This window comes from Shewanella sp. MR-4 (genome assembly GCF_000014685.1).
Lineage (GTDB): Bacteria > Pseudomonadota > Gammaproteobacteria > Enterobacterales > Shewanellaceae > Shewanella.
The window spans coordinates 3,325,002-3,341,174 of the sequence record NC_008321.1 but is presented as its reverse complement, the minus strand read 5'-3'; the positions used below and the strand labels follow the sequence as shown (position 1 = coordinate 3,341,174).

General features: G+C 44.4%; 13 protein-coding genes. All 13 read left to right on the top strand.

Going from position 1 to position 16,173, the window contains the following annotated elements:
- Positions 1-248: 248 nt before the first annotated feature.
- Complete coding sequence (locus SHEWMR4_RS14645) at positions 249-1,388, top strand: transglutaminase-like domain-containing protein (RefSeq protein WP_011623541.1); 1,140 nt, start codon at positions 249-251, stop codon at positions 1,386-1,388.
- Positions 1,389-1,404: 16 nt separating this feature from the next.
- Positions 1,405-1,722, top strand: coding sequence for a membrane protein (locus tag SHEWMR4_RS14640; RefSeq protein ID WP_011623540.1), 318 nt, complete (start codon positions 1,405-1,407; stop codon positions 1,720-1,722).
- A complete protein-coding gene (locus tag SHEWMR4_RS14635; protein ID WP_011623539.1) occupies positions 1,719-2,021 on the top strand; it encodes a heavy-metal-associated domain-containing protein in 303 nt (100 codons plus the stop codon). The genes SHEWMR4_RS14640 and SHEWMR4_RS14635 overlap by 4 nt, the downstream gene beginning before the upstream one ends.
- A gap of 759 nt (positions 2,022-2,780) precedes the next feature.
- Positions 2,781-5,018 (top strand): hypothetical protein, encoded by a 2,238-nt coding sequence (locus SHEWMR4_RS14630; protein WP_011623538.1) that lies wholly within the window; start codon positions 2,781-2,783, stop codon positions 5,016-5,018.
- Between the two features lie 9 nt (positions 5,019-5,027).
- Positions 5,028-6,728, top strand: a complete 1,701-nt coding sequence (locus SHEWMR4_RS14625) for a toxin-antitoxin system YwqK family antitoxin (RefSeq protein ID WP_011623537.1) — start codon at positions 5,028-5,030, stop codon at positions 6,726-6,728.
- A gap of 1,037 nt (positions 6,729-7,765) precedes the next feature.
- Complete coding sequence (locus SHEWMR4_RS14620; protein WP_011623536.1) at positions 7,766-8,665, top strand: hypothetical protein; 900 nt, start codon at positions 7,766-7,768, stop codon at positions 8,663-8,665.
- A 103-nt stretch (positions 8,666-8,768) separates the two neighbouring features.
- Positions 8,769-8,969, top strand: coding sequence for a helix-turn-helix transcriptional regulator (locus SHEWMR4_RS14615; RefSeq protein WP_011623535.1), 201 nt, complete (start codon positions 8,769-8,771; stop codon positions 8,967-8,969).
- The gene (locus SHEWMR4_RS14610; RefSeq protein ID WP_011623534.1) at positions 8,962-9,453 is read left to right on the top strand and encodes a helix-turn-helix domain-containing protein; all 492 of its coding nucleotides are present in this window, start codon (positions 8,962-8,964) and stop codon (positions 9,451-9,453) included. Before SHEWMR4_RS14615 ends, SHEWMR4_RS14610 begins: the two co-directional genes overlap by 8 nt.
- Positions 9,440-10,540 carry a tyrosine-type recombinase/integrase gene (locus SHEWMR4_RS14605; protein ID WP_041408828.1) on the top strand — a complete coding sequence of 367 codons (1,101 nt, stop codon included), beginning with the start codon at positions 9,440-9,442 and terminating at the stop codon, positions 10,538-10,540. Before SHEWMR4_RS14610 ends, SHEWMR4_RS14605 begins: the two co-directional genes overlap by 14 nt.
- A gap of 162 nt (positions 10,541-10,702) precedes the next feature.
- The gene (locus SHEWMR4_RS14600) at positions 10,703-11,275 is read left to right on the top strand and encodes a recombinase family protein (protein WP_011623532.1); all 573 of its coding nucleotides are present in this window, start codon (positions 10,703-10,705) and stop codon (positions 11,273-11,275) included.
- Between the two features lie 104 nt (positions 11,276-11,379).
- Positions 11,380-11,553: a methylation-associated defense system helix-turn-helix domain-containing protein MAD1 gene (gene mads1, locus SHEWMR4_RS14595; RefSeq protein WP_011623531.1), complete on the top strand. Its 174-nt coding sequence runs from the start codon at positions 11,380-11,382 to the stop codon at positions 11,551-11,553.
- 54 nt (positions 11,554-11,607) lie between these two features.
- Positions 11,608-13,476, top strand: coding sequence for a site-specific DNA-methyltransferase (locus SHEWMR4_RS14590; RefSeq protein WP_011623530.1), 1,869 nt, complete (start codon positions 11,608-11,610; stop codon positions 13,474-13,476).
- Position 13,477: 1 nt separating this feature from the next.
- Positions 13,478-16,135: a DEAD/DEAH box helicase gene (locus SHEWMR4_RS14585; RefSeq protein WP_011623529.1), complete on the top strand. Its 2,658-nt coding sequence runs from the start codon at positions 13,478-13,480 to the stop codon at positions 16,133-16,135.
- The last annotated feature ends 38 nt before the right edge of the window (positions 16,136-16,173 follow it).

Genomic DNA, 16,173 nt, shown 5'->3' with positions numbered 1-16,173 from the left:
CTCATCCTCGTTGACGCAAAACAGGTATGGCATACATGTTGTACCTGTTTTTTGTCTTATGCTGGGACAAATTGTCTTAGTCGTCCCCTTGGCAATGGAGTACTCTGTGCGCTGGTAGTGGTTTTTGTCATGCTGTTCGCGCTGGATGAAATTTGGTGATTGTGCCTGATCGATAAGTTCCTATAATCCTTGGCAACTACTTTAGTGGTATCTTTTTTTCTAATGCTTATCAACCTAAGGAATGCCTAATGCAAAGACGTGATTTTTTGAAGAGTGCAGCGATTCTGTCGGCGGCGGGGACCGTGATGCCAGTATTGGCGGCGTCAACCCAAGCCCATGCGATGGCCGATAAAACCTGTGGTCGCCGCCGTTTTACCTTAACCAATACCTATCAGCTCGTCGCGCCTGAAGGCTCTGCAGGCGTGGTGAAGTTATGGGTACCGCTCCCCGAAAACACTTCCTTTCAACAGGTTGAAAAACTTAACTTTAGCGGCACTTATCAAGATGCCTATATCACTGCCAATAACCACTATGGCGCTAAAACCCTGTTTGCCACTTGGCCCGATGCCAAGGGCAAGATGACTCTAACGCTAGAGTTGGTGATTGAAACCCAGGATTGGGAACCCGTTAAAAGTGGCGAGTTAGCTCATTACCGTGCACCAGCTAAGCCTGAGTATCCTGCCGACGTCGCCATCTACCTTAAGCCAACCAAGCATATGCCGGTTGATGGCATTGTGAAGCAAACGGCGGATAAGATTGTGGGTAAAGAAACCGAGCCGCTTAAGCAAGCGCAGCTTATTTATAACTGGGTGAGCGCCAACATGTATCGTGATAACGATGTCATAGGTTGTGGCAGCGGCGATGTGGCCACGATTCTTGAAAGTGGCAAACTCGGCGGCAAGTGTACCGATATTAACTCAGTATTTGTGGCACTGATGCGCGCAGTGGGTGTGCCTGCCCGTGAAATGTTTGGTATTCGCTTAGGTCAAGCCATCAAGATGGGCCATTATTCCAAAAAAGCCTTTGGCAGCGCCGACGATAAGGGCTTTGCCGATGTGACGGGTGGTCAACATTGCCGTGCCATGTTCTACCTTGCTGGCTATGGCTGGTTACCCGCTGATCCTGCGGATGTGACTAAGATGCGCCTCACCGAGAAGAAGGAGCATAGCGACCCAGCGGTGCAAGCGGTGAATGATTACCTGTTTGGTAACTGGGAAATGAATTGGGTTGGCTTTAATTATGGCCGCGACTTTGACTTATTCCCCGTGGCGGAGCAGACTCCACTGAACAATTTTGGTTATCCCTATGCCGAAGTGGACGGCGACCCTGTCAATTACTATGAGCCAAAAGTCTTTGCCTATGACTACAAGTCAAGCGAGCAGCGCTAAACCGCTGTTTGCGACCATGACCGCTGCCGTTGTTGCGGCGGTTGCCTCTAGCCTTTGCTGTATCGCGCCCTTAATCTATTTAGTGTTTGGCGTGTCTGCGGCGGGGCTGTCGGGATTATCAAGCTTAGCTTGGTTACAAGTGCCCATGTTGCTCTTATCAACTGGGCTAATTTTGCTGGGTTTTTGGCGCTTGTACTTTGCTAAAAAGCCGCTTTGTACCGGTACATTTAGCCGAGGACAAATGTTATTAGCCTATTGGTTAACTGTACCTATTGTGCTGGCGTTCCAACTGTATCCCTTTGTTTTACCTTGGCTACTTGAGGTGTTCGAATGAAGCCATTATCACGTATTGCACGACTTCTGCTCATCACATCACTGGGGTTTACGCCATTCACTTGGGCGGATAACGTGCAGGTGACACTCGATGTTAAAGGCATGACCTGCCCACTGTGCGTTACCGTCGTTAATCAGGCGCTGCGCAAAACCGATGGGGTGCTCAAAGCCAAGGCGAACCTGAAAACCGAGCAGGCTGTGGTCACAGTCGCCGATGATTTTAACTTCGATAAGTTGATTACCGCCGTCGATGCCACAGGCTACAAAGGCAGCATCAATAAGGTCGAAAAGCAGAGCTGATATTGGCTCAATATCGCTTCAGTATTTAATCTAAAAGGCACAACTTAATTGGGTTGTGCTTTTTTATTAGCGGCTATCAGGGCTGGGTTCTATCAAGCGGAATAATATTAATATTGAGTTTTTCGCTCAATCATACAGTCATGGTTAATATTAATTAAGTTAATACTTTTGACTGAATAAGATTTCTGGTTATCAATGTGGCTATTTTACTGCCAGCAATCATATACGATATCGTCCATGGCCTATTATTGGTACCGATAAACAGCATTTCATTATGTAGAGCCAGAGGCTTATCGATACTGCTTAGTAAATATGCTTGGATAAGGAAGGAATCTAAAAGCATACTTACAAGATGAATATTTTAGATTGATTTACATGATTTTGATTTTATATGGTTTTTACCATTATTGGCTGCAGATTGATCTTGTGGTTGGTATTTAAATTATTTCAGAAAATATATGCCATTCTCTTTTTTGCAACCTTTCTATTACCTTGTTCAATCGTTTTAGTTGCTAGCATCGTAATCGAATATTATCCGTAAGTTGATGCAATCCTATTTTGGGATGCTTGGTATAGCTATTTTTACTGTCGAATTCCTACCGCAGCACTGAGCAAATTGAATTCGAAATCGTGCTCACTTTCCATCAATAATATGCTTCGCTCAAATAGAGACCCCGATAAAAATCGCCTCAAAAATGTATTTATGCCAAATTAACGGGCATAATGCGGCGTTTTAATATTCAGTTACAGGGAATAACCATGAAGTATTTGGTTAGCGTAGTTACATGTTTTCTATTATCAGCCTGCTCATTTGGTGATGCCGATGTGGAGTTTAAGCCACAAAAAGGCGATGAGCGTGCGTATCAAGTCTATAGCACTGCCCGCGTCTCGGTCGAAGCGGGTGGGCGTACCGAAACGGTGAACACCACATCCCATCAATTACTGCGTTATAAGGTGCTCGAGACGGGTAAAAATAGCCGCTTCGAAGTGCGCGTCGATTATATGAAAATGCAAGATGGCCAAGGGAGTGGCGTGAGCAGCGGCGAACGGGCTGAGCGAAATCCCGAAATGCATGCCATTTTCTCTCAGGGCTTTGAATTTTCATTAAATTTAGACGATGGCAGCGTTAAAGAATTTAGCGCATTAAATAAACCCGCCTGGCAAGCCATGCTGGCAGAGCGCGGCCTTGAGCTTGAGCAGGAACTTAAAAAGCTCTTTAGCTCATCGGTTTTTATTAATTCGATCCCCGCTGAAGTGGGGGCTGTGGTGATGCTTCCGGCCTATCAAGGCCATGCTAATTCAAAGCTTACCGTGTTAAAGGTCACTGACACCCATGTTCTAGCTCAAGTGGAAAGCGAAGGTGAGCAAGCCAAAATATATGGCCAACTGATGCTTGAGCGCGACCGCGGGTGGCTTGTGCAGATGGGGCTAGTGGCTGAGGTGCCCTTTGAGCGTTACGGCTTTAAGGGAACGATGCGCAGTAATGTGATTATGGTGCCTAAGGAGCGTGAGCTGGGCGATCTGTCGCAGCGAGTGGCTTTTGATTACGATTTCCCACCGGGCGAGTATGAAAAACAGCCAGAATTATCATTAGAAGAGGCCAATAAACCCTTAACCCAAGAGGCGGTTTTTGCCTACGATGCGGGTTACTTTGACTTTATTGATGACCAACTCAGCCTTACCTATCAGCATGATTTTTCAGGTTTAAAAGCATCGGGAGAGTTTCGTTTAACCGATATTACGGCGCACAGTGCCGATGGCAGCGTTTTACCGCTACAACTCAGTAAAATTTATCGCTTTAATTTCGCTGAAAAGGATGGTTTTTATAAATCCGTAGAGCAACATTTACTCGTCGGTTGGAATGAACCCTCAGAGCTGCTATCCCAAGTTGTTGAGTTTCGTGCTAAGGCCCACTATCAGGGTGCTAAGCTGGTTAAACTGGCATTAACACCCGATCCAAACAAAACGGTGTCTTTGCAGTATAAAGATTTACAGCTGGAATTTGCCCCCATCCCCGATAAGCCTTTTTCGTATGTGCTGACATCACGCGATCCAACCCATAAATCTTGGTTAGCGGGTCGATTTGACGGTGCCGAAGGTGCCATGATGAAGTACCAATCACCGTCGGTAGAAGGGCCTGCTTGGTTAACCGCAGCCGAACGGAATATGTTGGGGTTAGCTGCATCGATGCAATTTGAACCCACTACCTTCTTTAGTTTTCCGGCCGAGCCACAGGCGCTAACCATCTATGTGAATACACCGGATGAGAGTAGCGAGCTGACTAAAAATGTTCGTTTTATTCCGATGATGGATTATATGAAGAACGTCGCTTATCCCCCAGTGGATCAGCGCACGCTTTACCGTGATGATATGTATGCGCGCTACAATGAAGCGCCGCAAGAGACATTAGCTGCGGCTCCCGCCTTACTCGAACCCCAAATGGTGGCTAAGTATGGCATAAGCCTACAGTTAAGCGCCGAGCAAGCCGCCGTGTGTTCGTTAACTGTTGTGGATGCGCCCCAAGTTGACGGCCACAGCTTGCAATGGACGCAGATCAAATCCGAAAACAGTATGGCGGAACATCTTGATAGGACTGTTCTATATCAACTCACCAGTGCCGATGGGATCCGTCGTAATTTTTACGATATTAAAGTCAGCAGTGCCTTGAGCTGTAGCGGTACACCCGAATGGCAATCCCTTGCGTATCAACCTAAGCAAGGTTGGTTGATTGATACCACTCAATTGCCAGAACTCGATACCGCGCAAACCGTGGGCGAGGTGATGCGTCGTTATCGTTTTTTAAATGCGCAGAACATTCCTCTCGCGCCTTTTATGCCAGGGGATCGCGACTATTTTTATCAACGGCCGTTACAGCAAGTGCTTCATCAAGACCGTTGGTTTGAGCTGCAAGGGCGAGTGCAGGCGATTGAATACCTGAAGGTTAGTGGTGAGCCCGTCAATAAACAGTGGGTTACTACATTCCCTGCCTTGCCTTAAGGAACTGATATGAGAGCCTTATTACTATTATCTGCACTATTTCTGTCATGTAATGTGCTGGCTGATCGCATCTTACTCGACGAACAATGGCAGCCTAGCGAGGTGCCTAGTGAAGCAATTTACTACCAGAAACAGCTAGCGACCGAGCAAGAGGGCGCGTGGCCAGTCGCGCTTTTTTATGTAGAGACAGATAAACCCGTTTTTAAAGGGACAGTCAACGGCCCCAATTTAGCGGAGAGTGCTATTGTCGGTGATTTCGAATTTTATCACCCCAATGGTCAACTCTCTCGCAAGGGACGTAGCGATGCACAAGGGCGTTATCAGGGAACGCATCTGTATTACTGGGAAGATGGAACACGCTCGGGTGAGTACCAATATCTGAATGGCAGGCTCCATGGTGAGCAAAAACGTTATCACACCAATGGCCAATTACGCGACCATCAATATTATGCGAATGGTGTGGAGTCCGGATTAGCGCAAAGTTATTTCGACAATGGCCAGCTGCAAACACGGGTAACCTATGGCGCTAAGGGGATGGAAGGCTTATATGAAAGCTTCCACAGCAATGGTCAGCCAGAGCAAACCGTGAATATGGTGGCGGGGAAAAGAGAAGGCGAGCGCCTGTATTGGACAAAAGAAGGCTGGTTATTCACTAAAGAGTTTTATCTTAAGGGGAAATTACATGGTGAAGTGTTGGTTTATCATGCTCCTGATGTGCCTCGAGAGATTAAACATTATCAGCATGATAAGCAGGTGGGTATCCAACAACGATTTGATCAGCAAGGGCGATTAACGCAGCAGCAGAAATACGACACTCATGGCCGTGAAATTCAGGATATAACCTATGCGAGTGCGGGCCATGTGACCTCCCAAATAGACACCCAATATCTCGCTAAAGGCCATATTACCAACGAGCAGCGGTTCGATGAGAGTGGAAAGTTAACTTATCAATATCAGCGCGATACCGTAAAAGATTGGAGTCTGCGTCAGCGTTTTAATGCGGCGGGTTCGCTGCTTGAACGAGAAGAGCGAGTTAAGGGGAGCTACGAAGGGGTATATGTTGACGCAGGCTGGAATAGCTCTATCAGGCGGATAAATTACCGTAAAGGCAAAATGCACGGCGCATATCGTGAAGATAACGCTGAAAATGGCAGTTTTGTCACTGGGCAATATCAATCGGATGTAAAGGTCGGAAAGTGGGTGAGCCAAAATCCCGATTCGACGCGTATCGAACAGTTTAATTCGCAAGGGCAGCTCAACGGCGAACAGAGCGATATCGCCGCCGACGGCACGGTAATGTATCGAGCGTTTTATAAAAACGATAAGTTGCATGGCGCTTTTGTACAGCGAGGCTTCGATAAACAACTGCAAGCCCAAGGCCAGTATGTTAACGGCCAGCGTGAAGGTAAATGGTTAGTACAAGACGAGAGCAGTTACAGTGAGGTGAAGTTATGGCACGGCCAATACCAAGCGGGGCACGAAGTGGGCCCGTGGCGAGCCATGTCCGCTAACGGCCACTTATTGGGGACGATGCAGTACGATAACAAGGGCCTTTTGCAAGGGAAAAGCTACAGCTTCAATGAAGACGGCAGCCTACTGCGAAGCGAAGAGTATGTCGATAACCAGTTACACGGCAAGTTGGTTTACTACTTCAACGGCGAAGCCTCATCCGAATACCATTATCAAAATGGTGTCGATGTGGGCCAATAATGTAGGTACTCGCTCAGCTCTAAACTGGCCGAGCCCATTTTTAGGGGCCGCAGTCAGTTTGGATTTGAGCTACACTCTTTCTGCCTAAACCGCCTTCCAATCGAAATATCTCTCTTGAGTAGTCCCATGTGCGGCTATGTGACCACATCTAAATCAATGCGTGTTTAATTCCAATAATGAGGAATTGAACCCGTGTCCATAAAAAACCACACAGACAAAACACTGCTCAAGCACAGTAAGGTACATAGACCTGCGCAATAGAGAAACTAAGCCACGAAATCCGCACTCTTCCTCACCCTCCTGCGCGGTTTGCATCTTAATTTTTTTTCAGTTTTGGTTTATTGCAGTTCATAGGCGCAACCAGCGCCATTCCTAGGGCTTTTAGAAGATCAAAGATCTGAAATGATCGCGGTTTATTTCACTGTTTTACAGTTCTATACAGCGCGTTTAAACGTGCGCGGGAAAACTTAACTATTGATTTAATTAGTTATTGCGTGGATTTCGTGAGGTTTTTGAATTGGCTGTGAAAAATAATAAAAAGATCTAGTTAAGTAAAATCAACACCTTAGCTAGATCAAAAAATGAAATGAATTTTAGCAGGCTTAAGTGTTAAAGCGGCAGCAGGGAACGACAAAAAACCAAATCAGAAATATCTCGCTGTCGCCATTTTGCCGCCACTCAAAAGAAAAAAGGACTTAGCATTTCTGCTAAGTCCTTGTTTTATTTGGTGGGGCGGCGTCATCTGAATTTCGCTTTTAAGTTATTGATAAATAAGGTTATAATATCTAATTGGGTTTTGTTCATGTACCCTGCTGTGTACCCATAAATTATTCTATCCCTGAATTTTTTTCCTCAAGTTAGATTTTCTTGTTATCCGAATCTGCTTTGCTTCATTTTTAGCCTGACAGAATAGCCTTTTCTCAATTTGCTGTCGGATAGACGTCCTTAGTGGTTAAAGTGTCTTGTTGGACACAATTGAATGAACAGAGCATCCATAGGAAAGCAATCTGTATTAACCTTGGGCGGCAGAGTAAATAATGAGCAAGTTGTTTAAGTTAAAGGAATGGTTAACGCTGGATGAAGTGGTAAAGCATATTGCAAATGTTCTTGGAGAACCAATTACATTAGCAGATATTTATAGACTAGCGCTTGACGGGAATTTAAAGCTGTCCGCTTATTTTGTGAACGGCGTGTATGCTAAAAAGACGAGATTTGTTAAAACTGAGAATTTGAAATATAGAAAGGTTGTGCCAGTTGGATTGCCAAACTTTCCTGAATGTCAATGCATTTCCGTTCCAATTAACGGCAGTATACCAATATCAAAAAATTACTGGGTTGAACAAACAGAACCCGAGGTTATTTTGATGAGAGGTGTGTGGGATTTGGCGATGAAAGGCGCTGAAAGAGCCGACATATCGAACAGATATCAGCAAGAAGTCTCAGGTCTTTCAGTCAAAATACCTATCGCAGTTGGGCACTATGTGGAGCTGGGGGATACCGCGTATCAGTTGCATGTTAAAGAAAAAAACTTAGCTGAAAGTGAATATGATGCCACTTCTGAAGTGTCTGCTATTGATGAGGTAGATGAGCAAACTGATGAACTAAGGCTGAGGAGATCAAGAAGGTTACCATCGTTTTACCCCGCAACTAATTTAGATGAGCTTGATGCTGTTTTGGTTGTTAGGACGGCTGAAGTGACAAGGTTTATTCAATCGCTAGAGGATGAGTCAACATCTAAACCATTGAATAATATAGAGAGGAATACACTCTTGGTTCTAATCGGTGCGTTGTGTAAAGAAGCTAACGTGGATTGGAATCAAAGAGGCATCAGTGCATCATTGGTTGCGATGACAGACTTGATTGGTGCGCCAGTAACTGACGATACTGTCCGTAAAGTGTTAAAGCAAATAGGCCCAGCAATCGACGCTCGAAGCTGATAACGAAAAACCGAATTCGGAATCGTAAAACCGAATTCGGTTTTTGAAAGCATCAATTCTAATAACCTTTTCGTCGTTCTATAAACGACTAAAAGGTTTTTTTATGTCCAATAAAATCATGCGATTACCTGAGGTTAAGAGCCGAACAGGTCTATCTCGTAGCAGTATCTATTTACGTATTTCTAAAGGGGAATTCCCTGCAAGCATCTCATTAGGTGACCGTGCAGTTGGTTGGCTTGAAGCAGATATTGAGCAGTGGCTTGATGAGCGCATTGCTGCATCTAAGGCGGCTAACAATGGGTAGTCGTAATAATCCTAATCGCATCAAAATTCACCGCTTCTATACCGTTATTGAAATTAGTGAAACATTGGGGGTTCATCCAAAAACCGTACGTAATTGGATTCATGCTGGCCTGCCTGTTGTGGATGAAAAACGTCCTCTTTTAATACATGGGGTTGACTTGAAAATTCATTTAAAAAGGAGGCGTAAAGCAGACATGTTCAAGTGTGAAGCAAACGAAATGTACTGTTTTAAATGCAAGCAACCAAAAATGCCTGATATCAAATCTCTTGAGTTTATCGCTAAGCCTGCGGGAATGGCTCAAATGACGGGGTATTGCCATGAGTGCGGATGCCAAGCTAATAAGTACGTTTCTTGGCGTAATGTGAACCAAATTTGGATTGAACTGGGAGGGAAATTACCGATAGCTGAAAAACACTTAATCCTGAGAGGAAATGCTCTCTTAAATTGTCCTTTCGCTAAGGAATTTGATGATGAAAAAAAGTAGTACGAATAATGCGCGAATTCTTCATGATTACATCAAGTATTTGAGAGATGCAAAACGCCAAGATGACTCGACAATTGATGGCGCTATGAAGTCCATTAATCGCTTTGAAGAATGTACGAATTATCTTGATTTCAGCAAGTTTAAGGCAAAGCATGCCATTGAGTTTAAAAAGCAACTTCTTGCTCAAAAATCAAAGGTGACTGGTGATAGATTAAGTAAGGCTACCGTGCATACTGCAACTCGCCATTTGAAGATGTTTTTTCAATATTTAGTTACTCAAAAAGGCTATCGAGCAAAAATTAACTACAGCGATATTGAATATTTTAACTTGTCTGAAAAAGATACTCGCATTGCTTATGCTAAGCGTAAGAAAAATATAGCGAAGCTTGAACAGCTCATTCAACTCTTAGAGATTATGCCATGCTCAACATCGATGGAAATACGAGATAGAGCATTAATAGCCTTTATTCTCTTAACTGGTGCAAGAGATGGTGCTGTTGCTTCAGTAAAAATTAAACATGTTGATATTGCAGAGCAATGCTTTTATCAGGATGCAAGGGAGGTAAATACAAAGTTTAGTAAAACCTTTGCCACTTACTTTTTTCCTGTGGGAGAGTTGCCATCGAAGATATTGACTGAATGGATTGAGTATTTGATTAACGAGCTTGGATATGAGCAAGGTGATCCACTTTTTCCAAAAACTAAGCTGGCACACAACAAAAACCAACAATTTGAAGCTGTTGATTTACTTAAAGAGCATTGGAGTACAGCAGGCCCAATCCGAAAAATATTTAAACAAGCCTTCAAGGCTGCGGGTATGCCTTATTTTAACCCTCATAGCTTCCGTAACACGTTAGTTAGGCTTGGTGAAAATCTGTGCCGAACACCAGAAGAGTTTAAAGCATGGAGCCAAAATCTAGGACATGAAAGTGTGCTGACCACTTTTTATAGTTATGGCGATGTGCCTGATTATAAACAAGCCGAGTTATTGCGTAAGTTAGCGCTGCCTGCTGAAAATACTTCACCAGATATGGAAGAGCAATTTAAGCAATTTATGAAGTTTCAACAAATGATGGCGAAGAACTAAAACCGTCAAATTAACCTGATTATCTGGTATCAATAAACATTCGTATATTGATACCAGACTTTCCAATTTAATATGGGTATCATAAAGATAGGGTTTTGCTTTGATGATGCTTTATCTATATGATACCCCTATATTTGATACCTTCTATAAAGTGAATGATCTATGCGTACCTTTTCTTACTGCCGTGTATCAACAACAGAGCAAACCACCGAAAACCAAATCCTCGCTATTCGGCAAAAAGGGTATGAGGTGAGTGATTCTCGTGTTATCAGCGAAACGGTTTCAGGTTCTGTTGAAGCGATGAAGCGTGAAAAGTTTAAGATGCTTATCAACCACCAGATGGAAAGCGGAGATATGCTGGTGGTCTTAAAGCTAGACCGGTTAGGTCGAGACAACATTGACGTACAAAACACCATTAATCTGCTGACAGACAAAGGCATCAAGGTTGTTTGTCTGGATTTACCGGTGGCTGACCTCTCTAGTGCAGAGGGCAAGTTGATGCTGCAGATGTTTTCAGCTTTCGCAGAGTTTGAGCGAAACCGGATCAGAGAGCGCACGAAAGAAGGGCTCATGCGAGCACAAGCTCAAGGCAAGAAACTGGGCAGACCCAAAGCTTACGGGACCACCAGCGCAGTTCAGACCAAAAAGGCAGAAGGGTTATCACAGCGTAAAACAGCGGAAGTGCTCGGTTTGGGTATTGCAACCGTTAAAAGGCATTGGAATGAGTCTGCCTAGGGCTATCGCATATCTATGCTCAGCTCATTGCTCACTCCCCAATTTTCCCTTATTCTCTCATCATCAAACTTTTCTTCCAATTCAGATATTGCTAACACACTGAAATGACTGAACAAATTTTAACCTTGAAAGAGGTTGCCACTTATCTAAAGGTGGCTGAAAAAACGGCTTATAGACTTGCAAGCGAAGGCAAACTACCAGGCTTTAAGGTTGGCGGCTCTTGGCGCTTTAAAAAAGACGACTTAGAAAAGTGGATAGAGCACGCAAAGCGCAATTAGCGTCGAAGTGTTACATCCAAGATACAGAATTAATTAAGAATTTAAGGAATACCTATGCCAACGTTGGATTTTAAAGGTAAGCAGTTTGTATATTCACATCACCTGAGTGTGCCGTTTCGTGAACTAAAAGTGGTTGCGGATAAATCTTTACCACTGGAAGGCAAGTCAGCATCGCTGGATGACAACCTCATCATCCATGGCGATAACCTCGAAGCTCTTAAGGCCTTACTGCCAACTCATGCCGGTAAAGTAGACTGCATTTTTATCGATCCGCCGTACAACACTGGTAATGAAGGATGGTGTTACAACGACAACGTTCGCTCACCATTGATGCAGGAGTGGTTGAAAAAGTCAGCTAATCCTGTTGATAAAGAAGACTTGGAACGTCATGACAAATGGCTTTGCATGATGTGGCCGAGACTTATGTTGTTGAAAGAACTGCTGTCAAACGATGGAAGTATTTGGTTAACGTTGGATGACAATGAAGTTAATAGCGCAAAGTTATTGATGGATGAAGTCTTTGGTGATGATAAGTTTGTTGGTTTATTTGTTGTCGTCAATAACTTAAAAGGACGAAATGATAAAGAGCATATAGCGATCACGCATGAGTATATTTTAGTCTACTCAGGAGATGAATTTGTCTCGAAAGGTTTGGATCTGACAGAAGAACAGCTAAAAGACTTCACGTTAAAAGATGAAAGTGGTTGTCTTTATTCATTACGTGATCTTCGTAAGAGAGGGAGTGAAGACAGAAGAGAAGATCGGCCTAAAATGTTCTATCCGATTTTTTGGAATAAAAGTGCTAATACTTTGTCTCTTGAAAGGTCATCAAACAATGACATTGAAATATTGCCAATGAGAGGAGATGGAACTCATGGGCGTTGGCGATGGGGAAAGGCGCGAGCATTTCAAAACTTAAAGAATTTGGAAGCTAGAGAATCTAGTAAAGGACGGTTTGATGTGTCCTACAGGGTTTATCTAGATGAGACTGATGGGAAAAAATCAAAATCGTTTTGGCAGGGAACTGAATTTGCCACCGATTTAGGAACAACGTTACTTAAAAATATTTTTGCAGGGCAAAACCCACTTGGTCACGCTCCCAAAACTTTAGCGCATGTTCAGCGCTGTATTGAATTGTCTATTGGTAGAGAAGGCATCGTACTCGATTCATTTGCTGGCTCTGGAACTACCGCTCATGCAGTTCTTGAAGCTAATAAAAAAGACAATGGCAGCCGTAAGTTTATCTTAGTCGAGTGTGAAGACTACGCCGATACATTAACTGCTGAACGTGTTCGTCGTGTTATTAACGGTTACCCCTTTAAAGGCAACCAGAAGCAAGAACTGCTTTCTGAAAAAATCACGTGGTCGGTCTTTGAGAAAAAACACGCTGAGTTGCTTGAAAAAATAGCCAAAGTTGAAGAAAAACACAGCAAGGATTTTGACAAAATCAAGAAAGAGCTCAAAGACGGTGTACTTACTGTAACTGGTGAGCGTAAAGTGGATGATTTTGCGCCAGGCATTGGTGGTAGTTTCACTTATTGTACTTTGGGTGAACCGATTCAAATTGAAAGTTTACTTACTGGCGAAGCGATGCCATCGTTCGACGCGCTCGCACGTTATGTGTTTTATACCGCAACTGGGCAGTCATTAGAAACTGTTGCTAAAGCTTCTGCCGATGGTTTTATCGGTGAAACAGACTTATTCCGTATTCATTTGTTCTATCGCCCAGATAGTGAATGGCTGCGTTCAAATGAAGCGGCATTAAACGCGGATAAAGTAGTGGCGATTGCTAACAACAATGCTACGAAGAAGCGCACCATTGTCTTTGCTGTCGCGAAATTTATGAGTCAGAAGGACTTAACTGAAAAACGCATTGAGTTTTGCCAGTTGCCTTACGCTATCCATCGCATTATGGGGGCGTAACATGGAGTTAAAAGACTACCAAAATGGTGTGCTGGATAAACTGGACTATTACCTGAAAAAGCTGGCCGACACCAAGGAAGAGGCGGAAGACTTTGTTGCTTTTCAGAAAATGAAAGGCAAAGAGGCTCGCTTAACCGATTACGCCAAAGATACGTGGGAAGCTCTGGTACAGGAGCGCCGTATTGACCTACTTAAAGACAAAAGCGGTCACTTGGTGCCTGCTCCTTATGTCACAAGATTTGACGGCTTAGAGAGGCCAATCCCTAACGTGTGCCTGAAAGTACCGACAGGTGGTGGTAAAACCTTACTTGGTGTTGCTGCGGTTGAGCGCCTGCAAACGGATTTGTTTACGCAACAGACAGGTATGGTGCTCTGGGTAGTGCCGTCGGATGCCATTTACAAACAAACCTGGAAACAGTTGGCAAATCGTGAGCATCCGTATCGTCAAATGTTAGAGCGAGCTTCGGGTGGGCGCGTCAAAATGCTTGAAAAGAACGATGCCTTTACCAAGCGAGATACCGACGAAAACCTGTGCGTTATGCTGTTGATGCTGCAATCCAGTGCGCGCCAATCCAAAGAAACCCTGCGCATGTTCCGCGATAGCGGGCGATTTACTACCTTCTTCCCGATTGAAGATGACACCATAGCCAATGAAGCGCTCTTGAGCAGTATTCGCAATTTAGATTGCAACGATCTTTCCGATTACGGTTGGCAAGAAGGCATAATCCCAGGCTCAGTGTCAGTCAAACAAAGCTTAGGCAATGTGTTACGCATGGTTCGCCCAGTGATTATTGTGGATGAGGGGCATAAAGCCTATAGCGAAACCGCAAGAGAAACCCTGTGTGGCTTTAACCCTAAGTTTATTCTTGAGCTCTCGGCCACGCCTAACGCTAACGGTAAGCATCACTCAAATGTGTTGGTGAATGTGTCAGGGCAAGCGTTGAAAGATGAACAAATGATTAAGTTGCCCATCAACTTAATCAACGAAGACAAAAGTGACTGGAAGCATAGCTTGTCGCTTGCGCACGCTAAATTGGCAGAGCTTGAACAGGATGCCGGGCTGCTACAAAACGAAACCGGTCGCTATATTCGGCCCATTATGCTGATCCGTGTTGAGCGCACAGGTAAAGACCAACGAGATTCAGCCTTTGTACATGCGGAAGACGCCCGTGAGTATTTGATGGAAAAACTGGGCGTGAATGAAAATGAAATTCGCCTGAAAACGTCTGATAAAGACGAGTTGGGTGATGATGATTTGCTCAGCGAAATGTGCCCCGTTAAATACATCATCACAAAGGATGCGCTGCGTGAAGGTTGGGATTGCCCCTTTGCTTATGTGTTAACCGTGTTGTCTAAAATGACCGCAAAAACGGCAATCACCCAAATGATTGGCCGGGTACTACGTCAACCACATGCGCGATTGACGCAAAAACCAAGTTTAGATGAGTGTTATGTCTACACCTTTGATCAGGATGTGATGGAAGCCGTCGCCGGTGTTAAGCAAGGTTTAGAAGAAGAAGGAATGGGTGATGTGGCGAATCAGGTTAAAGCCTCAGAAGCCAATAAGCCCGCCGCAGTGGCAAGCAAAGAAACCTTATTGCGTAGAGAGCGTTTTCGTAACCTACCTAAAATATTCTTGCCTCGGGTTTTACATCGCGATGCTGGGTACAAAGACGGCTTCCGCTTGTTTGACTATGAACGTGATGTGTTGGGTGACCTAGATTGGGAGTCGCTGTCTTATTTGAATGCAGGGAATTTCCAGTTAGTGGACGATAAGTTAAAGCGCACGATTGCCCGTATCGACTACAAAATGTCTAAGGATAACCAAGGCGAATTGGACTTGGCCGATCCGGTTCACGAAAATATCGAGTTTGACCCCAATGCAGGCCTGGATATCTCGTTTATGGTAAGGCAGCTCACCGATGTTATTCCAAACCCATGGCAAGCCATGCGGGTATTAACGCACACGTTAGACATCTTGCGTGGTAATGGCGTTTCTGAGGAGGCTTTGTTTAATAACCGCCTTGAGCTACTCAAAGAGATGAAACGCGACATTAAACAACAGGTCGCGCAATTATCGGAGCAAATCTTCAGATCTAAGTTGGACAAGGGTGATATTTCCCTGCGCCTACTAGCTTCAGATAACGAAAAGCTAAATTGGGAACTGGCGCAAACCTTAGAGGTTAATGTCAGTGAGCATGATCAGGTGCTTCGCCGCAAGGATAGTTCTGAACTCGAAAAAAGCCTGTTCGAAAAGGTCTATCAAAATGGGCTGAACAATTTAGAGCGCGACACAGCCTGGTATTTGGATAAGCAAGAGTCTGTGTATTGGTGGCATCGTATTGCAGTGAATCAACGCGAGTACAGCCTGCAAGGCTGGCAAAAGCAAAAGGTTTACCCTGACTTGTTGGTGTGCGTCGAAAAGCCAAACTCTGGTAGTTACCGCTTCTCTGTACTGGAAACCAAGGGTGAGCATTTAAAAGGAAACGATGACACTGAGTACAAGCGCCGATTGTTTGAGCTGTTTACTGAGCACGTCAAGACGGCAGTAGATGCTGGCGAACTTAAGTTGGAAGCAGCGTCGGGTGGTATGTCGTTCAGAATGCTGATGGAAGACAGTTGGTCACAGGAAATCGTGCCTGAGCTCGTGACTAACTAATACATGTTAACAGGGAGGCCATGCTTTTGGTGGCCTCT

What these genes read in the sequence shown, in the direction of transcription:
- mads1 (WP_011623531.1), top strand. Translation starts at nt 11,380, where the DNA reads ATGACTGAACAAATTTTAACCTTGAAAGAGGTTGCCACTTATCTAAAG.
- SHEWMR4_RS14585 (WP_011623529.1), top strand. Translation starts at nt 13,478, where the DNA reads ATGGAGTTAAAAGACTACCAAAATGGTGTGCTGGATAAACTGGACTAT.
- SHEWMR4_RS14640 (WP_011623540.1), top strand. Translation starts at nt 1,405, where the DNA reads ATGACCGCTGCCGTTGTTGCGGCGGTTGCCTCTAGCCTTTGCTGTATC.
- SHEWMR4_RS14645 (WP_011623541.1), top strand. Translation starts at nt 249, where the DNA reads ATGCAAAGACGTGATTTTTTGAAGAGTGCAGCGATTCTGTCGGCGGCG.
- SHEWMR4_RS14615 (WP_011623535.1), top strand. Translation starts at nt 8,769, where the DNA reads ATGTCCAATAAAATCATGCGATTACCTGAGGTTAAGAGCCGAACAGGT.
- SHEWMR4_RS14600 (WP_011623532.1), top strand. Translation starts at nt 10,703, where the DNA reads ATGCGTACCTTTTCTTACTGCCGTGTATCAACAACAGAGCAAACCACC.
- SHEWMR4_RS14590 (WP_011623530.1), top strand. Translation starts at nt 11,608, where the DNA reads ATGCCAACGTTGGATTTTAAAGGTAAGCAGTTTGTATATTCACATCAC.
- SHEWMR4_RS14620 (WP_011623536.1), top strand. Translation starts at nt 7,766, where the DNA reads ATGAGCAAGTTGTTTAAGTTAAAGGAATGGTTAACGCTGGATGAAGTG.
- SHEWMR4_RS14635 (WP_011623539.1), top strand. Translation starts at nt 1,719, where the DNA reads ATGAAGCCATTATCACGTATTGCACGACTTCTGCTCATCACATCACTG.
- SHEWMR4_RS14610 (WP_011623534.1), top strand. Translation starts at nt 8,962, where the DNA reads ATGGGTAGTCGTAATAATCCTAATCGCATCAAAATTCACCGCTTCTAT.
- SHEWMR4_RS14605 (WP_041408828.1), top strand. Translation starts at nt 9,440, where the DNA reads ATGAAAAAAAGTAGTACGAATAATGCGCGAATTCTTCATGATTACATC.
- SHEWMR4_RS14630 (WP_011623538.1), top strand. Translation starts at nt 2,781, where the DNA reads ATGAAGTATTTGGTTAGCGTAGTTACATGTTTTCTATTATCAGCCTGC.
- SHEWMR4_RS14625 (WP_011623537.1), top strand. Translation starts at nt 5,028, where the DNA reads ATGAGAGCCTTATTACTATTATCTGCACTATTTCTGTCATGTAATGTG.